A 24,508-nucleotide genomic window follows, 5' to 3' on the forward strand; every position below is an offset into this window, starting at 1 on the left:
GGTAACGCCAACAGACCGATAAGCGATCGCCGTTCTCTTGAACAGAAAGCTCCATCAAAATGAAACGCCGCCTCTGTGCAATGCTCTGTGTCGCGATCTGGGCCTTCGCCGGCTCGCCGGCCCATCCGGAGGGCCGGGTCACCATTCGCGTCTCTTACGTGAACTCCTACATGAAGCCGATACAAGAAGAGATCGCCCGACGCTTTACCCAGATGCACCCCGACATCGCTGTCGTTTTGGCTGCGCCCGTCGAGGCTTGGGGTGATCAGCTGCAGCGGACCGTTCTGGACACTGCCACCGGTAATGGACCTGACGTTGCTGAACATGCATTCAACCTTTTCGGCGAGATCGTGGATCGTGATCTGGCGCAGCCCCTGGATTCTTTGATCGAGCAGGAGAAGGACTGGGCATCGATGGGCTATAGCCCTAGGCTTGTCAGCCTTGGCACATACCACGGCAAAGTCTGGGGATTACCATTCCGCATCTCAACGCCAATCATGTTTTACAACGCCGATCTCGTTCGATCGGTGTCCGCGACACCGGGCGAGTTTCCTTCCGACTGGCAAGGCATTCTGCAAATCGCCAGCAGGATCAGCGCACTTGGCGACCAGCGGGCCGGAATGTTTTTCGACTACCAGGCGGATGGTAACTGGACCTTCCAGGCGCTGCTCAATCTTCGGGGGACACAACTCGTGACTTCAGAAGGAAAGATCGGCTTCAACAATGCGGAGGGGCTGGGCGCCCTTGCGACCCTGAGCGAGATCGGCCGATCGAGCATGTCCGACATGCCCCGTGAGCAGGCGAGACAATCGTTTGCTGCTGGCGTTCTCGGGATTTACGTGGGGTCCAGTGCGCAGCTCGGCAATCTGCTGCGAGCTTCAGCGAACAAATTTTCGATCGGAACCGCTCCCCTGCCGCGTTCGGCAAGCAATGCAAGGATACCTGCGGGCGGTGGGATCTACATGCTGACCACAAGAGATTCCAGGAAGCGAAAGGCCGCGTGGGAGTACATCAAGTTCGCCACGGGACCGATCGCGCAAACGCTGGTGGTCGAGCAAACAGGCATGATGCCCTGCAACGACCGTCCGGCAAGTGATCCGGGCCTGTTGGGAAAATTCTACAGCGACAATCCGCTCTATGTCACAAGCCTGAAGGAGCTTCCGATCGTCACGAGCTGGACCGCATTCCCGGGACGAAACTCGGTCAAGATCAGCGACGCAATTCGCGAGCAGCTGCGGGCCGTGGTCACACTCAAATCGAAACCCGACGTCGCGCTCGAGGCTATGACGAGGGATGTCGAGGCTCTTCTAAGGTAAGCCTCGGAGCTCACATTATCCGTACCCGCCGATCGTGTTTCACAGCGACGTGACGAACGCTGCGCCGTGGAAGATGTTGCGCGCCACGATAAGAAGTCGTGAAGCGCACGGGACCACTCAAGTTCATGCACAGGGACCGCGAACATGCTTCACCCGCTCACAACCCAACTTGTTGGTAGCTACACGAAGCCCGCTTGGCTGATCAAACACAATGAAATCTATCGTTTGGGTGGTCGTGCCTGGCGGATTCAGCCCGATCTCCTGGAAAGAGCACAAGCCGATGTTGCGCGGCTGTCTATCTACGATCAGGAAAAAGCCGGCATGGATCTGTTGACAGACGGCGAGCCGTGGCGCTCGGCATGGGACCGCCACTTCATTTCCAGGCTGGGCGGACTGAACGTTGAGCGGCCCGCCAGTACCGTCGTGCCTCCCTCCGAAATCGGGACGGTCAAATTCAAGAAGGAGGGCGAATGGTCGAGAGAGGATGACGACGGTCTTCCCCGTGTAGTCGGCCCCATCGAATGGCTTGAGCCGATCACCGTCAAAGAACTTGAATTCGCGAAGCGCCAAACCGACCGACCGCTCAAGACACAGATCGTCGGCCCGTTTACCGTCATCGACCGATTGGCCGATGAATACTACCACGACGAGCTCGAGCTTGCGATGGCTGTCGCGGCCGCTCTTAACAAGGAATTGCTTGCTCTTGAAAAAGCCGGCGCAGCGGTACTGCATATTGACGATCCGGTCATGCATTCGCGGTTCAGTCGATCGAGGCGGCTCGGCATCGCTCCAATCGAGCGGATGATCGAAGGGCTGACGCGGCCGACCACGGTGCATGTTTGCTACGGGTACGCGTATTCGAAAGAAAGCAAGGCGCCAAGCCCGACCTACCCGGAGCTGCTGGAACTGCTGGCCAGTTCCAGATCACTGACCGCCATGAGCATCGAGTACGAGCAACCGCGCCATCAGCCCGATCTGCTGCGCCATTGTGGCGATAAACATGTCGTGCTGGGCCTGCTCGATCTCGGGACAATGGATATTGAGCAGCCCGAATATATTGCTTCGAGACTTAGGGGAGCGCTTGAGGTAATCCCTCCGGAGAGGCTCCATCCCAGTTCTGACTGCGGGATGTGGCATCTACCGCGCGAGGTAGCTTTCGGGAAGATCCGGTCTCTGGTCAAAGGTACCGACATCGTTCGTCGAGAACTCGGACTGCCAACAAGCTGGCCTGCGACGTCGTCCTAATGGAACGCTCACCAGGCAGGACAGAGAGGGGGCGCGGAGTTGAGGCGAGAGGGCCTCGGCTCACGCACCTCACGAAAGTACAGCGCGACGTCGCCCGGACGTGTGGGGGGACGCGCCGGGAGGCCGGATGCGCAGGAAGAAACCAGACGTCGAAACAGCGGGAGACGGAATCTTGACCGACGCAAAGGGGGGACCGGAAGTCACCCGTCAGACCGATCCCACACTCGTCGATGGCTCACTCAACCTGAGTGGTAATCTGCCGCCGATTGTGGCCGACGTGTTTGAACAGCGGTATAGATGCGCCCTTTCCAAAGTCATGACGGAGGAGCAGCTTAGCAGTCTTGTCGGCTCCCATCGATTCATGGGGACGGAAAGAGACCGCAGCGCGGGGGCGGCATTTGTCTCGCTACGACTTGGCTCCCCCCCGGACGTCAGCAGGATCGTCGTGACCAATGGGACGCAGAGCGCAATTGACCGCTTGTTCGACGGCATTGCCGGTCGCGGCGGCGTAATAGCGGTGGAAGAACTGACTTACCCGGCGGTCAAACCGATGGCAGCAAGACTTGGTATCAGGCTTTGCCCGGTAAGAATCGATGATGAGGGGCTGGTACCCGACAGCTTTTCCGATGTCTGCGAGCGGGACAAGCCCAGTGCTCTTTACATATTGCCCACGCTGCATAATCCGACAACGGCCACAACAACGCTCGAGCGCCGGAGGGCAGCTGTCGACATCGCGCGCCTGAATAACGTTCAGTTCATCGAAGACGACATCTACAGTATGCTTCCACTGAACGCGCCGCCTCCGTTTGCGACACTGGCTCCGGAAATTTCATGGTACATTCTCGGGACTGCGAAGTCATTATCGCCAGGGTTGAAAGTGGCTTATGTCGTAGCGCCGGACAGCGCGGCTGCAGGTCGTGCATTCTGGCCTGGTGTCAGGTCAACATACTGGATGCCGGCGCCGTTGAATGCGGCGGTCACAGCCAACCTTGTGCTGTCGGGGCACGCCAATGACATCGTCGGCGCTGTCCGCCTCGAGATGGAGCGCCGGCATGAACTCGCGAAGGACATCCTGGAGGGGATTCCGGTTGCGACCAGTGCCGGTGCGCTGAATCTCTGGGTCAGAATACCTAGAGCCGGGGCGCGCCTCGAAATCGCGAGACTGACGCAGGATAGGAATGTCATCGTCGGGCACGGCGACGCATTTGTCGTGGGGAATTGCATTGCCCCCGAGGCGCTCAGGGTAGGATTGGGCACTGTGCTCAACCGTGATCAACTTTCACGAGGCCTGGAAGTCGTGCGGGACGCCTATCGGCGCGTGTTGCAGCCCGGCATGACCGCGTAACCGGGCGCCCTTTTCGAATTCTGAAGCCCGCGGGCCGATGTCAGATCGCACGCAGCCATGCATTGACAATAGAGCAGGAGAGATCATTGCGCGACGAAAAGCGGCATTTTGTAGTCGTGAGCTTTGACGGACTGCGTCCGGATCTCGTCAGTGAGGGATTGACGCCGAACCTGACACGTCTGGCAAATGCAGGCATTGCGCTCGGAAACCACCGGACGGTATATCCAAGCGAGACGCGCTCGGCATTTCCCAGCCTCGTCACGGGCGCCGTGACCGGTCGTCACGGCATGGTCGGCAACAAGTACGTAGATCGCGAGCTGGTGCCACCGCGTTACATCGACACGGCCGACGCCATTCTCCTTCGCGATCTTGATCTGACAAGCGGAGGCAAGCTCTACTCCGTTCCCTCGCTGGGGGAGATATTGTCCGCTCACGGGCGCAGCCTCGCCGTGCTCGCCACCAACACCCCGGGTACGACCCGCCTGTTCCACCACAAGGCGGAGGAATGTGGCCACATTCGCCTCTCCGGTCACTTCCGTGAAGCTTGTACGCCAGGCGATATCCTGGCCGAGGTGGAGGCGCGGATCAGCCCGTTGACGCCGGTCCCGCCCAGGACGGAGCCCGATCGTATCGGACAGGACTGGATCACATCGGCTTTCCTCGATGTGATCTGGCCGGGATATCGGCCAGATGTCACCATCCTTTCCTATGGCGAGCCGGACGTCACCTCTCACTTTCACGGCACGGGGGCTGAGGCAACCCGGTCCATTATCAGCCATTGCGACCGCCAGTTTGGTCGCGTACTCGACTGGTGGGAGGTCGAGGGCCGACAGGCCGGAGTGCAGATCATCGCTATCTCGGACCATGGCCACATCACGGGGCATACGTGCATTTCGGTGGCCGACAGCTTGCGTGCGGCCGGCTTCAGGCCCGGGGGGGCGCCTGCTCCCGGGGTGGACGTAGTCGTCGTGCCTGGCCAGGTCGGCGCTCTCTATCTTGCCGATCCGGACGCGCGGAAGCTTGCCCGGTTGGTTGCGGCCATGACTTCCCAGCCATGGTGCGGGCCAATATTTACGTCTGCGAAGGACGAAGTGCACGGGACTGCCCCGGGAAGCCTTTCAAATCGCCTCGTCTTCGCAGATCATGTTCGCGCGCCGGACGTCGCCTTTTCCTTTCGCGCCGACGACGGCCTCGATCCGTTCGGCCTGCTCGGCGGCACTTTTTACGACAACGACCGTCGCACAGGCCTCGGCCTCCATGGAGGACTGCACCCGAAGGAATTGGCCGCCTTGGGAATCGTTGCCGGCTCCGCCTTCCCTGCTTCGGCCTGCATTTCATCGGTGGTGTCAGGCATCTGCGATCTGGCTCCGACGATGCTCCAGCTGCTCGGTCTGGCCGTGCCGCAGAGCATGACCGGCCGTGTGCTCCGTGAGCTGACCGCGCCGTCAGTCAAAAATGGCCCGTCAATTCGCGAAGACGTCTTTGATGCCTGCCTTGATGGCTATGCCCAGACGCTACGCCGCATCCACGTGGACAGCGCTTGCTACATTACGGGCGCCTGGGTCAGCTAGTTCTGCGCTTCGCGTGCGTCGTCGAGACCTGAGCGCCTGACTATCGAGGAACTATATGGCTAGCCGTGAAATTCCAGCAGCTCCGGAGCGTGATCTCCTGCAGCAGCGGCCTTCGTCTACACACGAACGTCATCGATCACTTCGCGCATCGGGTAAGCCATTTCGCATTCTTCAGAGCGCCAGATTTGCATCGGATCCTACTGATGGGGCGGGAACGGTGATTGTTAGCGATGCCCCTTCTGGTGAGCGTCTGGCTTGAACGCAATCCGGTAAAGACAATCGCCGCGCTCGACCTGCGTCATGAACCGCGCAACGGTGACGACACCGTCCGCGTCAAAGCGATATTCCGCCGACGGGCGCCCTGGACTGTCTACAAAATGTATCCTTCCAGCCAGATCTCCAGGGCTGACTTCACTGCCCACGGTCACAGAGGGCTCGAACAGGCCCGCTTCCATTGCCCATGTCATGGTATCTGGCCGGTCAGACGAGAGAATTTGCGTTCTCGTCGGAGGCGGAGCGTCACTGGTCCCGGCCAGAATACCTGTCCTGCGCAGAACCCGAACGAGCGCCTGCTCTGCCAAGGAGATAGAACTGGACGTCGCCGATCCGGCTCCTCCAAGTTCAGCACCTATCGCTATCGCTCCCTGGCGTGCGCTCGCTGTCAGCGCAATTCTTCCAAAATGAGGTTGAGATCGTGAAGCATAAACGATCGTGTATGGCGCCCCGAAAGCCTCGGCCAAGTCCATTTGCTGCTGAAAGCGCAGAGCATCTGCTTCGGCAACCACTATGGCCGCGGCAACGTGCATGATTGATGAACCGCCGGCGTGGAGATCGATAACGAAGTCGGATATCGACATTAATCCGTGTTCGACGTAGGCGGCGATTTGTTGAGTCACGCTGCCATTCGCCTCGCCGGGAAAAAGCCTGTTCAAATCTCCGCCATCGATCGGTGAAGTTCTCGTGCCAGCCTTTGCTGCCGGAAAATTTGCCATTGGAAGAATAAGAATACGCCCGGCAACATCGGTGGGCTGAAGTTCCGCAGCAAGCCTGGAGAGCGCAATCTGGCCTTCATACTCGTCGCCGTGAATGCCTGACATCACGAGGACAGTTGGACCGGAGCCGCTCCTTATGCTGGTGATGGGCAACGGCAGCCAGTAATAGCATGAGCGGGTCGTAGAATGCTGAATTCCGATGTACCCGTGGCTCTTTCCCTGGCGATCGTAGTCTATTCCGACCAACCTTACATTCGGTATGTCCGCCATGGCTTCGTTCCACGCGTTGCAAAAACTCTTTGTTGCCAAAAAAAGATGGCGCCACGCCGGACTCAACACGGCGCCGCCGAAATCATCTACGTCAGCCGGATCCGCCTTGTCCAAAAATCCAGCTGTACGTTCTCAGCTTCAATATGACCCGGTCTTCAATCAACAGCTCGCTGATCCTTTGAATGACACCTTCCCACTCCTGAGCGTTCAATGCACTCTGGAGATCGTTCCTTGATCGCCACATGTTCAGATATCGATCCCTGGACATGACTTCGGAGTGACGAGATTCCAAAAAGATGCGATGTTCGGAGATGTCGCTCGGTGCAGCGCCGAGATTTTTAATGAACTCGAGAACGACGTCCGAGTGGCGTGAGAAAGAGGGAATTGTTTCAGACAAGAGGCGATCAATAGACTGGACGGTCTCGTCGTATTCGGTGTCAAGCATCACCCAGATGGGCGTAAAGAATCCACCCGGCGTGAGGACCCGGCGAAATTCACGGAGAGCGGCGTCCATGTCTGTCCAGTGAAACGCGTTTCCCATCAGGAGCCAGTCTACACTTTGATCGTCGAGACCGGTTGCTTCACCACTGCCCTTGATCCACCGGAAGGCGAAGCCGGGATCGGAGTGCCTTATCCCTTCTTGCCGCATCGTATCATTGGGCTCGATTGCGGTACCGGCGAATGCGCGCGCCGCGAGCTCGCGCGTCAACAGACCCGTGCCTGCACCAACGTCGGCGACCGTCGGCTTCGGAAAGCAATTGCGGATCAGCAGCGATAGCATGTCCAGCAGCTTTGGATCGTATCGCGGCCGATCCCAGTAGTAGGGGGCCGAGTTGGTAAAGTTCCCGAGATTCGACACAGCCGAACATGTCATGAAAACCTCCATACCAGCTGCTAAGACAGGACAACGACGACGGCTACAATCGTCGTTCAATGCGGTAGTGGGGCTGGACCCCGGGCCGGACTTGCTCATCGCCGACGCAGACAAAGCCGTGTTCAAGATAGAATCCGATTGCCGAGCTTCGCCCGTTGGCCCACAGAACTGACGCCTGTCGGCGCCGAAGGAGCCTGACGCCGTGTTCAAGTACGGCAGTCGCGTAACCGGAATTGCGGTGCCGGGGATGCGTTGCCATTCCTCTCAGGCGCCACGAAAATCCGGCTGCCGAGTAGGTGCCATCGTCCGTCCGGTCCTCGAGCAGGAACGTTGCCGCCGATACAAGCTCGAAACCGGCAAACGCGGCCAGATGAAACTGCTCTTTTGCATACGGATAGGCCGGCACGACTCTTGCCTTGGCTGGCTGAAGCCCTTCTTTTCTCAGATCGTAACAGTCTGCTTCCCTCACGCTTCCGATGTGAAGCGTCTGATCGGCGAGCAGGAAACCTGGCACACTGCCAATGTGCGTCGTGCTTCGCGGAGAGTCCATCGTGTGGCGGAGCCGCGGATCCGGCATCATAATCTCCTTGCTCGCGGATGTCGTACACAATATCCGGTTCGGTATGGACGCTCTGATAATCAGAAGGAGAGCCCATTCCAATTCGGCACCTGACGAAAATCCGCCGGATCCCGGCGAAAAGGAGCCGCCCGTTGCAATGGAAACACCTCGTCCTCGCACGACTCGCTCGAAATCGTTCGCCGGCGAATCTTCATGCAACTCCAGCCAGGCACGATAGAAGAAGGGTGGGACTATTGCTGCCCGGGAAACTAGCGAATTCCTCACAATGTCCCAGCGGCCGCTAGTTTCGGCGCGAACCGATTTGAGGAGCGGCTCGACAGCACCCTGTTCAAGCAACAGAGGTGCCATCTGCGCAACAACCATCCATTTGGTCGTCCTGACGCCGGGCCAGAACACCTCGCGTCTCATGCCCTCGCCTGGGGCGGCGGCGTACGCAACGCACGATTGCGCTGCTAACGATTTGCGGAGCCCAGGAATGCACCATGTGCGTTCGGGCGCAAATGTTTGCAGAGGCCGCGGCGCGATCTCAGGCAGAACTCCGCGGGTATCTTCCTCGAAGATCCAGAGGTTATGTCGCCGGGATACTTCAGCGAGCGCGGCACGACGCTTAACCGGCATAGTTGGCGCCGCAGGATTGTGTAGCGTCGGCATGCAACAGAGAGACAGCACCCGACTTCCAGGCCAGATGCAAGCGTCGCACAATCCGCCGGGAACGACGTCTTCCTGATCCATCCTGACGGAATACAGCTTTATTCCAAGCAGTGAGCTTGCTGGCTTCAATGCGGCGTACGTCAGCTTCTCCGTCAAAAGAATACTGCCAGGCGGAACAAGCGAGGCGAAAACCATCAGTAGAGTGTTTTGCGAACCGTTGGACAGAGCAATCCGTTCCGGACCATGGGCCATCGCAGGACGTCGGGCAACCCGGCCTGCTACGTCGGCTCGATCTGGCACCATTCCGTTGAAGCGGAGAGGCCGGATAGCTCCAGCCATTTCAGCACGCTCCAGCCTGTCAAAAGCAGGAGCAAACCGGTTTCCGACGGGTGCGGCGCGTGGTGGAAAGTTTCGCCCTAGGTCTGCAGAAACGGCGCGCGATGAGACTCCTTGGTCCGCAATAGCCGGGAGCGCGATCATTTTCTATCGTCCTGCTAGGGAGGTCGGGGATACCGTGCTAAAAGATGACTATCCCGGAACCAAGCAAGGCCAGTGCGATCGAGCCTGCTATGGCAAAGCCGGTTGCGATCGGCACCCCGGTTCCGCGAATGGGTGGGACATGAATCGCCGTTGTCACGTGCAAGAGCGCGAGGATGATGAATGCGCCGGCGGCAATTGCCGGAAAGATACTGTCCGGCAGTAAAGGGCGAGCGAGCAGCAGGACAGCCATCAATGGTGTGTCGTAGGAAACCGGAATGCCGGCAAACTTTGCATCCGCCGTGAGGCCTACATTTTCGAAATAGCTCAGCCTGATCGCGCCCGCTAATATCAATATCAGGCTCGCGACCAGAGACAACAAGGTGCCGTTACCAACAAGGATAACGATCGTGGCGGGGAACAAGATACCGTGGAAAAAGTCCGCAAAACCATCAAAGCTCTTTCCGAAGTCCGCAGTCTCTGGGCGGCGGAGATGGCTGGTTTTGCGCGCGACATGGCCGTCCCAATGATCCAGAAACCAGGTCCAGAGCATTGCCGCAACGCCGAACTCCATCTTTTCATTGAGGGTCAGGAAGAGAGCGGTGACGGCAAACAGATAACCCAGGGCCGTAATCGCATTTGCATAGTCCAGCAAATACGGGATCATCGCCGTTGCCTTCCTGCTCGCGAGATCGTGCGCCGCCGGGAGGTGTCCCGGAGGGTTCTGGCAAGGTACCCTGCGCAAGGGCGTTGTTCTGAAACCGATCCCGCGCCAGGAATTCGGACCGCTGTAAAATTGTGCATCTGAAATCTTCACTCGCTGGAGTTCAGGCCACTGATTGCCTGGTTTTCAGATCATTCAAGGTGTCGACCACGCGTTCGAGCCCTGACGCCACCAGATCCGGTTGAGCTCCGAACGAGAGGCGAAGACCGTTCGCGTCGCCAAATGCGCCGCCGGCGACGGATCCTACGTTCGCCTCCCTCAACAGCAGTCGAGAGATATCATCGGTGGACCGGACGGAAATCCCGGCTGGGAGGGCGGAGACGAGCCTGCCGAGATCGAGGTAGAAGAAGAATGAACCCTCGGTGATGGGCGGGCTTGCATCTTGCAGACCCGCCAGGATGTGAAGACCCCTGGTCCGAGCATCGGCCAGACGCTGATGCATTTCTCGTTCGAATGAGCCGTCACCGACTTGAAGATGATACAGGATCGCGTGCTGCGCGATCACGTTGGCGTTCGAAGTGGTATGGCTGTGCAGCTTCCTGGCCGCGGAAGTGATCTCCCGGGATGCCGCGAGGTAACCCAGGCGCCATCCCGTGATCGCCAGCTCCTTGGAAAACGCATTGACGACGATCGTTCGAGAACGCACGCCCGGATGCGCGCTGGAGATTGATTCATGGGGGGCGCCGCTGAATACGAAGTTTGAGTAACACTCGTCGGAAATGATCCAGAGCTTGTAGTTAATCGCGAGATCGCCAATAGCCTGAAGTGTTATTCGATCATAAACGGCCCCGGTGGGGTTGTTCGGCGAATTGATGATAATCGCCCTGGTGCGCGGTGCGACAACGGCGCGGATAGCGCCGACATCCGGAACATATGTCGGCGGGCAAGCATCAACGAATACCGGCTTTGCGCCGGCAAGAAGAACCTGGGACGGCAATGTCGGCCAGCAGGGGCGGATGATGATAACCTCGTCACCCGGATCGAGCACGGCCAGAGCGGCGTCGAACAGCCCTTGCTTTGCACCGGCCGTGATTACAATGTTGTCGGTATTCCAGTCGACACCGGTTTGCGCTGACAGCTTTTCGGCGATGGCCGTGCGCAGCAGCGGCAGCCCTATGGAATCCGTATAACGGTTTGTACCCGCCTTGATTGCGGCAATCGCGCCCTCACGTACGGACGATGGTGGTTCGATGATAACTTCGCCAGCCGCAAGATCGATGATTTGATGACCGGCCGCAGAGGCGGCGTCGGTGGTCGCGCGCGCCGCGGCTGTACCTGAGTCTGGAAGCAAGGCAATCCGCTGAGCCAGCATGTGCGCTCCTTCTGCGCTGGTTATCGGGTGCTCGAGCCGTTCGATGGGTCCTTCCGCTCCCGGAATCCGCTCGACACATCGTCGAGCTCATTGCTGCCGGAAGAGCCCGATACAGGCGGCATGGTCACTCGACAGGACGCGCGCGACCATCGCTCCGGACAATCGATGATGCGCTTCCATCATGAAATGCGGGGCATTGGAGAGGAGCCCGGCGCGCACAGTTCTTGCAACTTGGGAACGGGCGCTCGATCTGAGCTGCTGGCGAGAACAGATTGTAGTTGATCTTGCATGTGAACGTCCCTCACCTGGGTTGCCTGGCTCGGCGCTGTCGCCACGCTGATGACATTCTTTCGGCTTCCGGATCAACTACGAGTCTTGGCGGTTGATCGCGGCCTGAAATGTGGTGCAGCGGGATGCTACCGCAGGGTTTGCTTGATCGACGCCGGCAGGAACTCTAGGCGGTATGGACACTTATCGCGCCCACAGGACGATTGCAGCGAGGGTGACGACGGCTCGGTAATTTCTCGCGGTCTTTTCGAAGCGTGTAGCGACGCGTCGGAACTGCTTGAGTTTGCTGAAGCAGCATTCGACGAGATGCCGCTGGGCATAGAGATGCTTGTCGAGCGGATGCTTGAGCGCACGTGACGGGTTGTTGGGATGACGGCGAGCGCGCCCTTGGCCGCGATGGCCTGGCGCAAGTGATCCGCGTCATAGGCCGTATCGGCCATGACGATCTCGGCGGGCAATTCCTCGATCAACGTGGCGGCTTGCGGCGCATCGCCCTTCTGACCTGCAGTAAGCGTGAACCGCACCGGACATCGCAAGCCGCGAACGGCCATATGTATCTTGGTGCTCAGGCCGCCGCGCGAGCGACCGATCGCCTGATCTTCAGACCCCCTTTTTTCGCCCCGGCGGCGTGCTGATGCGCCCGGACGATGGTGGAATCGACGATCAGATATTCGAAGTCCGGATCATCGGACATCGCCTCGAAGATGCGGCACCAGACCCCCTTGATGCTCCATCGACTGAAGCGCCGGAACACACTGTTCCAATCCCCAAACACCTCCGGAAGATCACGCCAGGGAGAGCCCGTGCGCACGATCCAGAGCACTCCTTCCACGAACATCGGTTGTCGCGTCCGGTCGAACCCTTCTGGTCAGGCCGGCCGATGATCAGCGCCGCCATGCGCTCCCAGGCCGCGTCGCTCAACACCAAACGATCCATCACACCCAAGGCCGCCTCCCAAAAGAAGCCTTGAATCTGATTTGGTCTCAAAAGGGAATCCCTAGAGTCCACACCGCCTAGAGTGCACGCGATGGTCCGTTCGACAGGCCCGCGAGCGTATAACTCCTTTTGGCCTGTTGTCATTTTGAATGCGGGGGCATCACTGGTGAGAAACAATGGACTCCATTGCATGTCGCTCAAATGTCCTCTGCAACTTGATACCATTCTCTCTCCGGAAGGAGAGAAAGCGGGTGCCGCAACCAGCTCAGGCGGCCTGGCACCGGTACCTCACTATGCCTTCAGTTCTTTCGGTGACGCGGAGGCGATCACCTTTGCGAAAATGCGTTCCGCAACGCGCAGATCTTCGACGCTGTCAATCTCGTACCACTTCAGACCGTCGCATCGCACCGCTATGAGCTGTAAACCGTGCCGTTCCACGAGATAGGCGAGGAGCTCCTCCGTGTAAGCCTGCGTGGCTCCTGACCTGATGATATTGTCCAGCGCTGGAACGATCGTTGCTCTGAGCGTCGACGCTGAAAATCGGAACAGGTTCATCGTTTTGAAAAGCCGTGGGCCGTCCCCAATGAGGTTCGCAGCCGTCTGCTTCATGCGGAAGTCTCTGATAAAGCCGGCATCCGACAACACGACCGCCGATCCTTCCATCGACTCATCAAAGGGAGCGACTGCAGCCACGTCGGTCGCTTGACTGATTAGCAGGTAGTGAAGCGCGTTCTTCTCGAAGAACACGTCGCCTTCGAGAAGAAAGCAGTCTCCGGAAAGAAGAGCGTCGCGCGCCAGCCACAGAGAATGAGCGCTTCCGGTACGATCGAAAACTGTTGATTCGACATACTTGATTTCGAGCTCGGCAAAGCGGCTACCGCAGGCATATTGAATGGCGTCCTTGCGGTAGCCAACGACAATGGTCACCGTTTCTACGCCTACGGTCTTTAGATTCCGCAGGGCATTGTGGAGGATCGGAGTGCCGTTGACTTCGACCAGCGGCTTTGGTCGCAGATCTGTCAGAGGACGTAGGCGGGAGCCGCAACCCGCGGCGAGAATGATTGCGTTCCCAGGAGCGCTGGCTACCATTTGGTCTCTCTCATCGCACAAGGTTGCGCTCCGCAAAACGCTGTAAGCGTCCGGCTGGTGCATCAGGTCTTCACGTATGGTGCTGCAGTCGTGGTCGCGAAACGTAGGGGATCACCATTTGGTCAGGGAGGCCGTTCGTGCTGCAGAGCGGCCATTTTGGTGGGGCTGAATGGTTGCCCTTGAGACAATGAGGTGATTGGGAGAACGGATGGCGGTAATCCACGGCGGTGCTGCGTGACAAGTTGTCTGCTCGTTCGAGAGCCCGCTGGTTGAAGGGAGCTTTGGGTCACCTGCCGTCGTCGCCACCCACCCCCGATAGGAGCGAGTAACGGACCGCATCGGCGCCGTAGCGGGTCGCAAGCCGGGCGACTTCAAGACAGCAGTCCTTCAAAATCATTGCTGCTTTGTTCATGGCATTCAGAGCGTCGTCGCTCGGGCAGATATCGCGTTTCCGCATGAGTGAGCTCGTCGTACCTGAACAGTTCGAAGATCTCGTTTAGCGTCGCAATTGTGGGCTCAATGCTGGCAGTGCTCTCCTCAGCGATGATACGACTGCAGACCTGTCTCATTCCCGCTATCGCGGCTCGCAGGGAGTGGTTGGCCCAAATCACTGTTGAAATGCGCGCCCTTCGATGTGCCGAGGCCGGCGTTCGATAGTACTTCGTGGGAACGATCACGACCGGCAGCCTGTTCTGCCAGGCCCGCGCGAACGCGAATATCTCGTCCGCGGCGGTTCTTCGCGAGTGAATGAGGATCGCGTCGGATCCCGCGTACGCGTGGGCGCGGGAGAGTGCTTCTTCGATTTCATGCCCGGCGATAAACGATTCGATACGGGCCACCAGGATCAGATCGTCCGCGACGGTGTCTTTTACGGCGCGCAGGCGGCCGGAGAACTCGTCGATGGCGGCGAGAGGATGGCGACCGCCAAGAAGCGAGTTTTTCTTCGGAAAGCAGCTGTCTTCCAGCGTGATGCCGGCTGCGCCACACTGACGGAGGCTGCGAGCCAGCAGACGGGCGTTATTGAAGTTCCCGAAGCCGCCGTCCCCGTCGACTAGAACCGGCAGTCCGCTAGAGTTCACGATTCGGCCGACTACATCGACAAGCTGGCTCCACGATGCCTCATTTGCTTCGCGATAACCCAGCGAGGATGCAATCGACAGCCCCGATGCCCAGAGGCCCTTGAAACCTGCCCGCTCTGCGATCGCGGCGGAGAGGCCATCATGCGCTTCCATAAGGAAAGAGAGTTCCCCGCTGCAGCAGACTTGAGAGCGCTTCATCTCGGCAAACGACGGGCTGGCGGGCCGGCTATGGCCGTTGGCGAGGACAGAAGCTGATGGGACCTGCATACCGGATCCTTGTGCGCTTGAACGGCCGACGTGCGTCAGTGAACGTGACATGCATCTGTCATCTGGATCAATGACGAGCGTTGGTAGTTGACCGGAGAAAAGTGGTGGACAGTCGCTCGAGATTGCAGGCACGACTGGGTTTCCGCAACTACGACGCGTTCGTCCCTTGCTGACGAAAATTGCGATGAGCTTGCGGCTTCTCTGCGTGGCGGTTTGCGCGCGATTGGTCAATTCGCGCGCGGTTCGCCCCTTGGACTTTCGAACAGGCGGCTTGGCGATCAGGCGTGTGAAGGCGCACGCCGTCAAAAATCATCGGAAGGGCTTGGCGCTCGTCATTGTCACGCCGGCGCCAGCGTGATCGCAAGCCGGCGCCCCGATGCCCGGTACGTTTCGACCGAGGTTCTCGGTTATGGTGTTCTGACAGGCGCGTGGGCGAGATCTGCCTGGAGCAGGATTCTGGAGGCGAAACGGCTGGGCCAGTCTGATGGCTGTCAGAGACACTGTTGTCGGCCGTGCAACAAAAATACGTCCGGTCGAGCAAACGGCGTTTACGGTCGGGCTGTCGGAATTGGCATGAGGCTTGATTGATGCTTGTGAGCACCACGGCCGCGTTGCTTTCAACGTCCTTGACGTACGACGGATGGTCCGGATCGGCCGGTACGTCGATTGTTCCGGTGACGCGACCGATTGCAACATGGATATGGTTTGCCAGCATGCTCGATTATTGGATCGTGGTCCACCACAACATCGCTGCGCGTTCGCGCCGCGGCGCTGCGCCCGTGCCAGGTGCTCTGCCTGCTGGCGATAATGTTCGACAGGCAGCCGTCTTCAAACGGCTCGAAGCCGAGGTTCGGCGCATGCACCTGGACGGACCGGCCGCGGTTGACTGGGGCAGGGTACAATACTCTGTCGCTCGACATCCTGTCGAACCGGTCAAAAGATCTTCTGGTCGACTCCTGGGCCACTTGGCCTGTTTCGGGTCGAGGGATACGAGGGTCTTGCCGTCGGCCTCGGCGTCCTGCGCGGTATGGTGGAGGCCCATTGGGAGCAGTTATTTCCGCCGGTCACGCAGGAAGATGCGCGGACCGGCGCGGTCCACTGGCTCCTTCACCTCGCCCCGGTTCTGGCCGCGAACGAGCCGACTGAAGCCGACGCTTCAGCAGTTGTCGCCGTCCAGAATGCTCTCGATGGACTGGCTCGCGAACTCAGGGGAGAGCTCATCGACGGCCAGGTCACTCTGGAAGTATTGGTCAGGGCGCTGCAACCGCATCACGAACGAGCCTCCACAACCCGCATCTGGCTCGTGTTCGGTATGGCGATCTGACCTGTCCTCATGGACGCTTGGCGTACGATCAGCCCAACTTCGGTATGATAGCCGCCGATATAGGCGACCCACACCCCATCCTTCTTCATTCTTGAGACCAGCGCCGCGTAGTCTTTTTCGCCGGCTACATAGCTGTTTCGAATGGCGTGCTCACCGGATCTAAGAAGCTGCGCCGCAACCACGTCGGCAATGCCCTTACCCGCCGTGCTCTTGTCATCGAGCACTGTGATGGCCTCGTGATGGTAGCAGTCGCCCGAAAGCAGTGTGTCGCGAGCGAGCCACAGCGAATAGGCACTTCCCGTGCGGTCAAAGGCCGACGAATCGACATAGTTGATCTCGATCGGGCCGAAGCGGCGATCGCATGCGTATTTAATGGCATCCTTGCGGTAGCCGACGACGATCGTCACCTCCTCGACGCCGACCGCCGCCAAGGTCGCAGGGCATTGTGGAGGATCGGCGTGCCGTGCACCTCGACCAGGGGCTTCGGCCGCAGATCCGTCAAGGGTCGCAATCGAGAACCGATACCGGCGGGCGAGAATGACGGCTTTCCTGGGAGCATTGATAGCCATTTAGGTTTACTCTACCGCCGAAGGATATCTCTTTATTCATTGTTCCGAGCGTCGAGCACCTGTTGGAACTTGCTCAGCGTGTTCAGGAGAGGCCCGCTTGTCATTGAGCTTAATCAAATGATCGGCGCACGAAGTGCTGTGCATGCCTGTCCGTTGCACCAAATGAGCGCCTCCGTGATCGAGAAATGTCGCTTATGGTCGCTACTATGACGTGAGGCCTACAGAGTCCTTGGAAAGGAGACCTCACCATTTGAAGGGGCCGCGTTGTCGTCCGCGTTGACTTCTCTCCGGGAGAGATATGAGCTCGTAGGCCCTTCGTGACTGGTCATTGAGATGCATGGGGGGATCGAACCGAGATACGCAGCAGTGCAAAGGTCGATGACGTCGTCGCGCCATTTGATCGTATGTGCAGTATCAGAACGGAAAACACGTGCTGCGCGGAACAATCTCTTGAAACGTGATAGTAGTGCGGAAGGTTGCATGACGGCGGTCTTTCAATAAGCTGTTGTAGGATGAAACGCTATTGCCGTAGGCTATCGGGAGACTGGTATCGCAATTCTGCACAAGCGAGTTCGTTATAATTGAACATTTCGAAGATCTCGTCGAGTGTCGCAATATTAGGTTCAATGCTCGCTGTAGTCTCCTCAGCGAGGATGCGGCCGCACACCTGCCGCATTGCTGCCATTGCCGCGCGAAGGGAGTGATTAGCCCAGATCACTGTCGAAATGCGCGCTTTACGATAAACGGAGACCGGTGTTCGGTAGTATTTCGTTGGAACGATCACGACTGGCAATCTGTTTTGCCAGGCGCGCATAAACGCAACGATCTCGTCCGCGGCAGTTCTTCGCGAGTGAATCAGGATCGCATCGGCTCCCGCATCGGCGTAAGCGTGAGCGCGCAAAATGGCTTCGTCCATGTCGTGGCCGGCAATCAACGCCTCGATACGGGCCACGAGGATCAGATCGTCCGCGACCGTGTCCTTTACGGCACGCAAACGACCGGAGAATTCGTCGATATCGGCGAGGGGGTGTCGGTCGCATATAAGCGAGTTCATCTTGGGAAAGCAGCTGTCCTCCAGCGCGACGCCGGCCGCCCCACGCTGACGCAATTTCCGTGCTAAGAGACGTGCATTGTTGAAGTTCCCAAAGCCTCCATCCCCGTCAACCAAAACGGGCAGTTCGGTCGAGTCCACGATCCGCTCGACTGCGTCGACGAGTTGGCTCCATGAGGCTTCATTGGCGTCGCGGTATCCGAGCGAGCAGGCAATCGATAAACCGGACGCCCAGAGACCCTTGAAGCCGGCGCGGCCGGCGATCGCGGCGGAGAGACCGTCGTGCGCCTCCATGAGGAAGGTGAGTTCGCTGCTGGAGCAAATTTGATCGCGCAACATCTCGGGAAGTGAGGAGCCGGCGCGAAGACAAGAGCCGTTGGCAAGAGCCGATTGTTGTAATTGATCTTGCATGCAAAGTCCTTGCCGGTGTGTGTGGCCGGCCGATGTTGTCGCCGATAGGTGTGACATCGTTCCGTCATCTGGATCAACGACTTGGATTGGTAGTTGACCGGGGGCATCTTGCTTCAAGGCGCGCAGTCGCCATCGCCCTTCTAGGCTGGCAACGAGTTATGGGCGACAAGCGGGATGATGGTGGACCTATGACGACTTGGGCTTGGACCGAGCATGCGCCCAAGCAGAATGCTCGAGTTCCTTCCGCAGAAGAATAGTCTCTTGTAATCGCTCTCCCACGAAAGAGAAAACTATCGGCGCTTTTGGCCCGTCGGGTCGCGAAGATGCATGTGAGCGAGAGATTTTAGGTGCACGGCAACAAACAGGCCGTTTATTGGGAATCTAAAAAAGCGAGTTTTCCGGACACGATGAAAAAGAGTGGTTCTTGGACTCGCAGGATCTTTTCGTCTCTGAAAGTATTGAGCGTCAATCAACGTTGATTGAGAAAAGGGGCGCTGATGATTTGCAATATTCTCGTCGATGTGTCGGGAAGTTTTTGTGCGCCGGCGATGTCCTGTCGTGCGATGCGCGCGTCACCTTGTTGACGATCCCCCGTTCCTGCGCTCACACCGCAGATCACCAATTCGTCTCTCGCTTATAGCCCAGCATCGAATCCTGGCAGTCGTGCCACGCTCTTTTCGAGCAGGGGGGCGAATGCGGTGCGCTGCCTGCTCCAAGCCACCGACTGTTTAATTCCAGTCCAATCTACGTGAGGTGACGGCATGACCACGAACGAAAACCCTCTAAAATTCGCCTACTGGGTCCCGAACGTCTCCGGCGGCCTTGTCATTTCCTCGATCGAGCAGCGCACCAGCTGGGACATCGACTACAACCGCAAGCTGGCGCAGATCGCGGAGAAAGGCGGTTTCGACTACGCCTTGAGCCAGATTCGGTTCACTGCAGGCTATGGCGCCGACAAGCAGCATGAATCCGTTAGCTTCTCGCATGCACTGCTCGCCGCAACCGAAAAGCTCAAGGTGATTGCGGCTCTCCTTCCCGGGCCCTGGAATCCAGCCCTGGCTGCAAAGCAGATCGCGACCATCAGTCAGCTCACCAATGCACGGGTCGCGGTCAACATTGTCTCGGGCTGGTTTCGCGGTGAATTCCATGCCATCGGCGAGCCTTGGCTCGATCACGACGAGCGTTACCGCCGCTCGGAAGAGTTCATCAATGCGTTGCGCGGCATTTGGACCGAGGAGACCTTTACCGTCAAGGGGGACTTCTACCGGTTCAACGACTATTCGTTAAAGCCAAAGCCGCTCGAGCCGCTGCCGGAGATCTTTCAAGGCGGGTCTTCGCGTGCCGCCCGAGACATGGCCGCTCGCGTGTCTGATTGGTATTTCACCAATGGCAATACGCCAGATGGCCTGAAAGCACAGGTCGAGGATATCAGGGCCAAGGAAAAGTCCTTCGGCAAAAGCTGGCGCACCAAGATCGGCATCAATGCATTTGGCATTGTCCGGCAAACAGAGAAGGAAGCCAAGGACGTCTTGCAGGAGATCCTCGACAAGGCGATCCCGGAAGCGGTGCACGGCTTCCAGCATGAGGTCCAGAATGCCGGCAATGCCAGCCCCGAGCGCGAGGGCAATTGGGCCAAGTCCACCTTGCAGGATCTCGTTCAGTACAATGATGGCTTCCGCTCGAATCTGATCGGTACGCCAGAGCAGGTCGCCGAACGCATCATCGAGCTCAAGCGCGCCGGCGCCGACCTGATCCTGCTCGGCTTCCTGCATTTCCAGGAGGAGGTCGAGTATTTCGGCAAGCACGTGATCCCGCTGGTGCGCGAGCTTGAAGCAAATAGCTCGCCGCACGTCCAGGCGGCGGAATAGAAGCGGAGCGCGACGCATGAGCCTGGTTGCGACAACGGGTGCCGGCGCCATAATTCTGGCGCGCACGCAGGAGCGTGCTGCCGCTGTGCGCGAGGCGGACGCGGCACGTCCGGCCGCCGAGGCGACGTTGGTTGCCGGCGTCGCCGAGCCCGTCCTGCGGCTCGAGAGCGTCTGCCTCAGCTTTGGCGGGATCGCTGCGCTCGACGGCATTGATCTCACGGTTCGTCAGGGCGAGATCCGCGCCATTATCGGTCCGAACGGTGCCGGCAAAAGCTCGCTCCTCAACATCGTCAGCGGGCTCTACCGTCCCGACCGGGGCGTGGTGTGGCTCGCTCGTGAACGGTTCACGCACGTGCCGACCACGCGCCTTGCTGCTCACGGGGTGGCGCGCACATTCCAGAACCTTGCGTTGTTCAAGGGCCTGCCGGTGCTCGACAACGTCATCATGGGCTTTGTGCATCGCAGGAGTGCCGGATTCGTTCGGCAGATGCTGTCGACGCGAGAGGCGCGCCGCGAGGAGGCCGAGGCCCGTGCCGCTGCCGAGGAGGTGATCTCGTTTCTGCATCTGGGTAGCGTCAAGCATCGGCTCGCGGGCGGTCTGCCTTACGGAATCCAGAAGCGGGTGGAACTCGCGAGGGCGCTGGTCGCGCGCCCGCCGCTGTTGCTGCTGGATGAGCCGCTTGCCGGCGTCACGCTGGGCGAGAAGCAGGAGCTCGCGGCACATGTGCGCAATGCGCGCGATGCCTATGGTGCCTCGATCGTTTTGATCGAGCACGACATCGGTGTCGTCATGGGCCTGTCCGACCGGATCGCGGTTCTCGACTATGGCCGCAAGATCGCCGACGGCACTCCGGAAGAGGTGCGCTCCGACCAGGCGGTGATCGACGCTTATCTTGGCGTGACCCATGAGGGCGAGACGGAGCGCGGGATCTGATGTTCGATTACCAGTTCTTCGTGGAGGTTCTCGTCGGTGGGCTGTTGTCCGGCGTGATGTACTCCCTGGTCGCGATCGGCTTCGTGCTGATCTACAAGACATCCGGTATTCTAAACTTCGCGCAAGGCGCGATGCTCTTGTTCGCCGCGCTCACTTTCGTGAGCCTGGTCGAGCGCGGCGTGCCGTTCTGGCTGTCCCTCTCCGCCACTTTGATGATCATGGTGGGGCTGGGGATCACCGTCGAGCGGACGGTACTGCGGCCGCTCGTCAACCAGTCACCAATGACGTTGTTTATGGCGACGCTGGGTCTGTCCTATGTGATAGAGGGGGCCGCACAGTTGTTGTGGGGCACGCAGGTCCACGGCCTCGATCTCGGCATCGACGATGTTCCCTTCGAGCTGGGTGGCGTTCTGATCAGCCGGTTCGATCTGTTCGCGGCGGCAATCGCGGGCGCGCTGGTCACGGCCTTTGCGCTGTTCTTCCGTTACACCCGAACAGGCCTCGCGTTCCGCGCAGTGGCAGATGATCAGTTCGCAGCCCTCGCGGTGGGGCTGCGCCTGTCGCGGGTTTGGGCGGCCGTATGGACCGCGGCCGGCATCGTCGCGCTTGTCGCGGGCCTGCTGTGGGGCGCTCGCCTTGGCGTGCAGTTCTCACTATCGCTCGTCGTGCTCAAGGCGCTGCCTGTGCTGGTACTCGGCGGCTTTGACTCGGTTGCGGGCGCCATCGTCGGAGGCCTCCTGATCGGCGCAATCGAAAAACTGGCTGAGGTCTACATCGGCCCGTTCGTCGGCGGCGGAATTGAGGCGTGGGCGGCGTACGTGGTGGCGCTCGGCTTCTTGCTGGTTCGCCCTTCCGGGCTGTTCGGCCAGAGATTGGTTGAAAGGGCCTGATCGATGACGAGGCCTGTTCGCTCGATTGCCACCGGCTGGCTTAGCGCCCCTCATTTTGCCCCCGCGGTTCTTCTGATCGTGGCCTATGGTGTCGTTCCGTTCGCAGGCTCCGATTACCTGCTCGATGCAGTGCTGACGCCGTTCCTTGCGCTCGGGCTTGCCGCCTTGGGGCTTAATCTGCTTACGGGCTATGCCGGCCAGGTTTCGCTCGGGTCGGCAGCCTTTCTCGCGGTCGGCGCCTATGCCGCCTACAATTTCAACCTGCGTCTGCATGGGGTGTCGTTCCTGATGAGCCTCATGGCCGCGGGCCTCGTGACCGCGGCGGTCGGGATCATCTTCGGTCTGCCGAGCCTTAGGCTGCGCGGCTTCTACCTCGCGGTCTCGACGCTTGCGGCGCAGTTCTTCGTGCAGTGGGCGCTCACGAAGTTCGGATGGTTTTCCAACAACAATCCGTCCGGGGTGATCGATGCGCCGCAGCTGACGGTCGCTGGCATCATCTTCACGGGCGCGGTTGGGCGCTACCTCTTTTCGCTGACCGTCGTCGTCATCGCGACGCTGTTTGCCATCCACCTGCTGCGCTCACAGGTCGGACGCAATTTCATCGCGCTGCGCGACCATGAGACGGCGGCCAAGGTGCTCGGCGTGCCGTTGTTGCGTACCAAGCTGCTCGCCTTTGGCGTCTCATCGTTCTTTATCGGGATCGCAGGCGTATTATGGGCCTTCGCCTATCTGCGTACCGTGGAGCCGGCCGGATTCAATCTGGATCGTTCGTTCGAGATCCTGTTCATGATCATCATCGGCGGGCTGGCCTCGATCCGGGGAGCGTTTCTGGGTGCGGCATTCATCGTCGTGTTTCCGCTTCTCCTTTCGCGCCTTGGCGCCGCGCTTCTCGGCAACGTCTTCGATTCCGGTGTGCTCGAAATGAGCCAGCGCATCGTTATCGGTGCGCTCATTATCGGCCTTCTGATCGCAGAACCACGCGGTTTGATCGCGCTGGTTGACCGCCTTGCAGAGCGGGTCCTGCGCCGGTCTCCTCGTCCGCTTCCTCGTTCCCCCCAGTTTTGAAAAGCCTCTCGAACCAAAGGACAAATGTCATGCGTCTATCAAGATCGCTTCGGGCTGCGGCGCTCGCCGCCGCCATTGGCCTTTCTGCTGCGCTGCCGACCCACGCCGACGAGCAGTTCTTCCCATTGCAGAGCTACCGGGTCGGTCCGTACGCAGCAGGCGGCACCGGCTTCTTCGGCGGCTTCATCGACTATCTGAACCTCATCAATATTCGCGACGGAGGCGTTGGCGGCGTCAAGCTGACCTGGGAAGAGGGCGAGACGCAGTACGAGGTCGAACGCGGTGTCGAAGTCTATGAGCGGCTTAAAAGCCATCCGGGGGTGGCGGCCTGGAATCCGCTTTCTGTCGGGATCGCCTATGCGATGATCGATCGCATCGCCAAGGACAAGGTGCCGTTGATCACCATCAACCATGGCCGGACCGATTCAACCGACGGTCGGGTGTTTCCTTACGTGTTTCCCCTGCTGCTCAACCCCTACAGTGAGACGTCGGGCATCGTGAACTACATCGCCTCGCGCGAGGGGGGCGCCGACAAACTGAAGGGCAAGAAGATCGTCGTGCTCTATCACGGCTCGCCCTACGGCAAGGAGACGATCCCGATCTATAAGCTCCTCGCCGACAAGTATGGCTTCTCCCTCGGGCAGATCGAGGTGCCCCATCCCGGCAATGAACAGCAATCGCAGTGGCTGTCGATCCGGCGTGCCAAGCCCGATTATGTGGTGCTGCGTGGCTGGGGCGTGATGAATCCGGTCGCACTGAAGACCGCGCAGAAGGTCGGCTTCCCGGTCGATCACATCATCGGCAATGTCTGGTCAAATTCGGAAGAGGACGTCATTCCCGCCGGCGATGCCGCCAAGGGCTATGTCGCGATCACGACCCAGGCATCCGGCGCCGAATACCCGGTACTGCAGGAGATCATCAAGACGGTCTACGGCGCAGGAAAGGGCAATCTCGACGACAAGAAGCGGATCGGCAGCGTCTATCACAACCTCGGCATCGTGAATGGGATTCTGAACGTCGAGGCGATCCGGATCGCGCAGCGGAAATTCGGCCAGCGGACGCTGACCGGCGACGAGGTGCGCTGGGGCTTTGAGCATCTGCAACTTGATCCGGCGCGGGTCCAAGCATTGGGCGCCAAGGGCCTCTTCCATTCCATCAATGTGACCTGGGACAATCACGAAGGTGATGGCCGGGTGACCTTCCAGCAGTGGGATGGCACCAAGTGGAAGGTGGTGTCGGACTGGATCGCACCCGACTGGGCTTTCTTGCGCCCGATCATTGAGAAATCGGCGGCGGCTTATGCCGCTGAGCACAACACCAAGGTCCGTACCTCCGACGAAACGCCAGTCAGCCAGTAACGGCAGCGGAGACGGCGCGGGA

At 59.4% G+C, this 24,508-nt stretch carries 17 protein-coding genes and 3 pseudogenes; 10 read left to right on the forward strand and 10 right to left on the reverse strand.

Annotated elements, in window-relative coordinates:
• Nucleotides 1-59 precede the first annotated feature (59 nt).
• From BI327_RS35060 to BI327_RS35075, 4 genes are all read left to right on the forward strand, one after another.
• The gene (locus BI327_RS35060; protein WP_083742328.1) at nucleotides 60-1,316 is read left to right on the forward strand and encodes an extracellular solute-binding protein; all 1,257 of its coding nucleotides are present in this window, start codon (nucleotides 60-62) and stop codon (nucleotides 1,314-1,316) included.
• Nucleotides 1,317-1,460: 144 nt separating this feature from the next.
• Nucleotides 1,461-2,561, forward strand: coding sequence for a hypothetical protein (locus BI327_RS35065; RefSeq protein ID WP_076865946.1), 1,101 nt, complete (start codon nucleotides 1,461-1,463; stop codon nucleotides 2,559-2,561).
• Nucleotides 2,562-2,733: 172 nt separating this feature from the next.
• Entirely contained in the window at nucleotides 2,734-3,906 is a 1,173-nt protein-coding gene (locus BI327_RS35070) for an aminotransferase-like domain-containing protein (protein ID WP_159450511.1), read from the forward strand.
• A gap of 86 nt (nucleotides 3,907-3,992) precedes the next feature.
• Nucleotides 3,993-5,477, forward strand: a complete 1,485-nt coding sequence (locus BI327_RS35075) for an alkaline phosphatase family protein (protein ID WP_076866104.1) — start codon at nucleotides 3,993-3,995, stop codon at nucleotides 5,475-5,477.
• A 224-nt stretch (nucleotides 5,478-5,701) separates the two neighbouring features.
• On the opposite strand, the gene BI327_RS35080 is transcribed toward BI327_RS35075, so the two are convergent.
• The 8 genes and pseudogenes from BI327_RS35080 to BI327_RS35120 form a co-directional block, all read right to left on the reverse strand.
• Nucleotides 5,702-6,853 (reverse strand): succinylglutamate desuccinylase/aspartoacylase family protein, encoded by a 1,152-nt coding sequence (locus BI327_RS35080; RefSeq protein ID WP_083742330.1) that lies wholly within the window; start codon nucleotides 6,851-6,853, stop codon nucleotides 5,702-5,704.
• Nucleotides 6,831-7,613 carry a class I SAM-dependent methyltransferase gene (locus BI327_RS35085; protein WP_159450512.1) on the reverse strand — a complete coding sequence of 261 codons (783 nt, stop codon included), beginning with the start codon at nucleotides 7,611-7,613 and terminating at the stop codon, nucleotides 6,831-6,833. Before BI327_RS35085 ends, BI327_RS35080 begins: the two co-directional genes overlap by 23 nt.
• A gap of 43 nt (nucleotides 7,614-7,656) precedes the next feature.
• Nucleotides 7,657-8,601 carry a GNAT family N-acetyltransferase gene (locus BI327_RS42500; protein WP_076865948.1) on the reverse strand — a complete coding sequence of 315 codons (945 nt, stop codon included), beginning with the start codon at nucleotides 8,599-8,601 and terminating at the stop codon, nucleotides 7,657-7,659.
• A gap of 760 nt (nucleotides 8,602-9,361) precedes the next feature.
• A complete protein-coding gene (locus BI327_RS35095) occupies nucleotides 9,362-9,988 on the reverse strand; it encodes a CDP-alcohol phosphatidyltransferase family protein (RefSeq protein WP_076865949.1) in 627 nt (208 codons plus the stop codon).
• 160 nt (nucleotides 9,989-10,148) lie between these two features.
• On the reverse strand, nucleotides 10,149-11,357 hold the full coding sequence (locus BI327_RS35100) for a pyridoxal phosphate-dependent aminotransferase (RefSeq protein ID WP_076865950.1): 1,209 nt from the start codon (nucleotides 11,355-11,357) through the stop codon (nucleotides 10,149-10,151).
• Between the two features lie 471 nt (nucleotides 11,358-11,828).
• Nucleotides 11,829-12,590 (reverse strand): annotated as a pseudogene (locus BI327_RS41190) (IS5 family transposase).
• Between the two features lie 282 nt (nucleotides 12,591-12,872).
• Complete coding sequence (locus tag BI327_RS35115; protein ID WP_076866106.1) at nucleotides 12,873-13,670, reverse strand: phosphocholine cytidylyltransferase family protein; 798 nt, start codon at nucleotides 13,668-13,670, stop codon at nucleotides 12,873-12,875.
• A 371-nt stretch (nucleotides 13,671-14,041) separates the two neighbouring features.
• On the reverse strand, nucleotides 14,042-14,947 hold the full coding sequence (locus tag BI327_RS35120) for an isocitrate lyase/phosphoenolpyruvate mutase family protein (protein WP_076866107.1): 906 nt from the start codon (nucleotides 14,945-14,947) through the stop codon (nucleotides 14,042-14,044).
• Between the two features lie 1,039 nt (nucleotides 14,948-15,986).
• Between BI327_RS35120 and BI327_RS43810 the strand changes: the two are divergent.
• Nucleotides 15,987-16,112, forward strand: a pseudogene (locus BI327_RS43810) (type VI secretion system ImpA family N-terminal domain-containing protein); the annotation flags it as partial.
• 470 nt (nucleotides 16,113-16,582) lie between these two features.
• Here BI327_RS43810 and BI327_RS35130 read toward each other — a convergent pair.
• Nucleotides 16,583-16,909 (reverse strand): annotated as a pseudogene (locus tag BI327_RS35130) (sugar phosphate nucleotidyltransferase); the annotation flags it as partial.
• Nucleotides 16,910-17,429: 520 nt separating this feature from the next.
• Nucleotides 17,430-18,299, reverse strand: a complete 870-nt coding sequence (gene aepX / locus BI327_RS35135; RefSeq protein ID WP_076866108.1) for a phosphoenolpyruvate mutase — start codon at nucleotides 18,297-18,299, stop codon at nucleotides 17,430-17,432.
• Nucleotides 18,300-19,132: 833 nt separating this feature from the next.
• On the opposite strand from aepX, the gene sfnG reads away from it, so the two are divergent.
• The 5 genes from sfnG to BI327_RS35160 are packed head-to-tail and all read left to right on the forward strand — an operon-like array spanning nucleotide 19,133 to nucleotide 24,486.
• Entirely contained in the window at nucleotides 19,133-20,239 is a 1,107-nt protein-coding gene (gene sfnG, locus BI327_RS35140; RefSeq protein ID WP_076865952.1) for a dimethylsulfone monooxygenase SfnG, read from the forward strand.
• Nucleotides 20,240-20,255: 16 nt separating this feature from the next.
• Entirely contained in the window at nucleotides 20,256-21,173 is a 918-nt protein-coding gene (locus BI327_RS35145; RefSeq protein WP_083742334.1) for an ABC transporter ATP-binding protein, read from the forward strand.
• Nucleotides 21,173-22,063, forward strand: coding sequence for a branched-chain amino acid ABC transporter permease (locus BI327_RS35150; RefSeq protein ID WP_076865953.1), 891 nt, complete (start codon nucleotides 21,173-21,175; stop codon nucleotides 22,061-22,063). Before BI327_RS35145 ends, BI327_RS35150 begins: the two co-directional genes overlap by 1 nt.
• A 3-nt stretch (nucleotides 22,064-22,066) precedes the next feature.
• The gene (locus tag BI327_RS35155; RefSeq protein WP_083742335.1) at nucleotides 22,067-23,128 is read left to right on the forward strand and encodes a branched-chain amino acid ABC transporter permease; all 1,062 of its coding nucleotides are present in this window, start codon (nucleotides 22,067-22,069) and stop codon (nucleotides 23,126-23,128) included.
• Between the two features lie 29 nt (nucleotides 23,129-23,157).
• Nucleotides 23,158-24,486 (forward strand): ABC transporter substrate-binding protein, encoded by a 1,329-nt coding sequence (locus BI327_RS35160; protein ID WP_076865954.1) that lies wholly within the window; start codon nucleotides 23,158-23,160, stop codon nucleotides 24,484-24,486.
• Nucleotides 24,487-24,508: the final 22 nt, after the last annotated feature.

The sequence above is a fragment of the Bradyrhizobium mercantei genome (assembly GCF_001982635.1).
Classification (GTDB): Bacteria; Pseudomonadota; Alphaproteobacteria; order Rhizobiales; family Xanthobacteraceae; genus Bradyrhizobium; species Bradyrhizobium mercantei.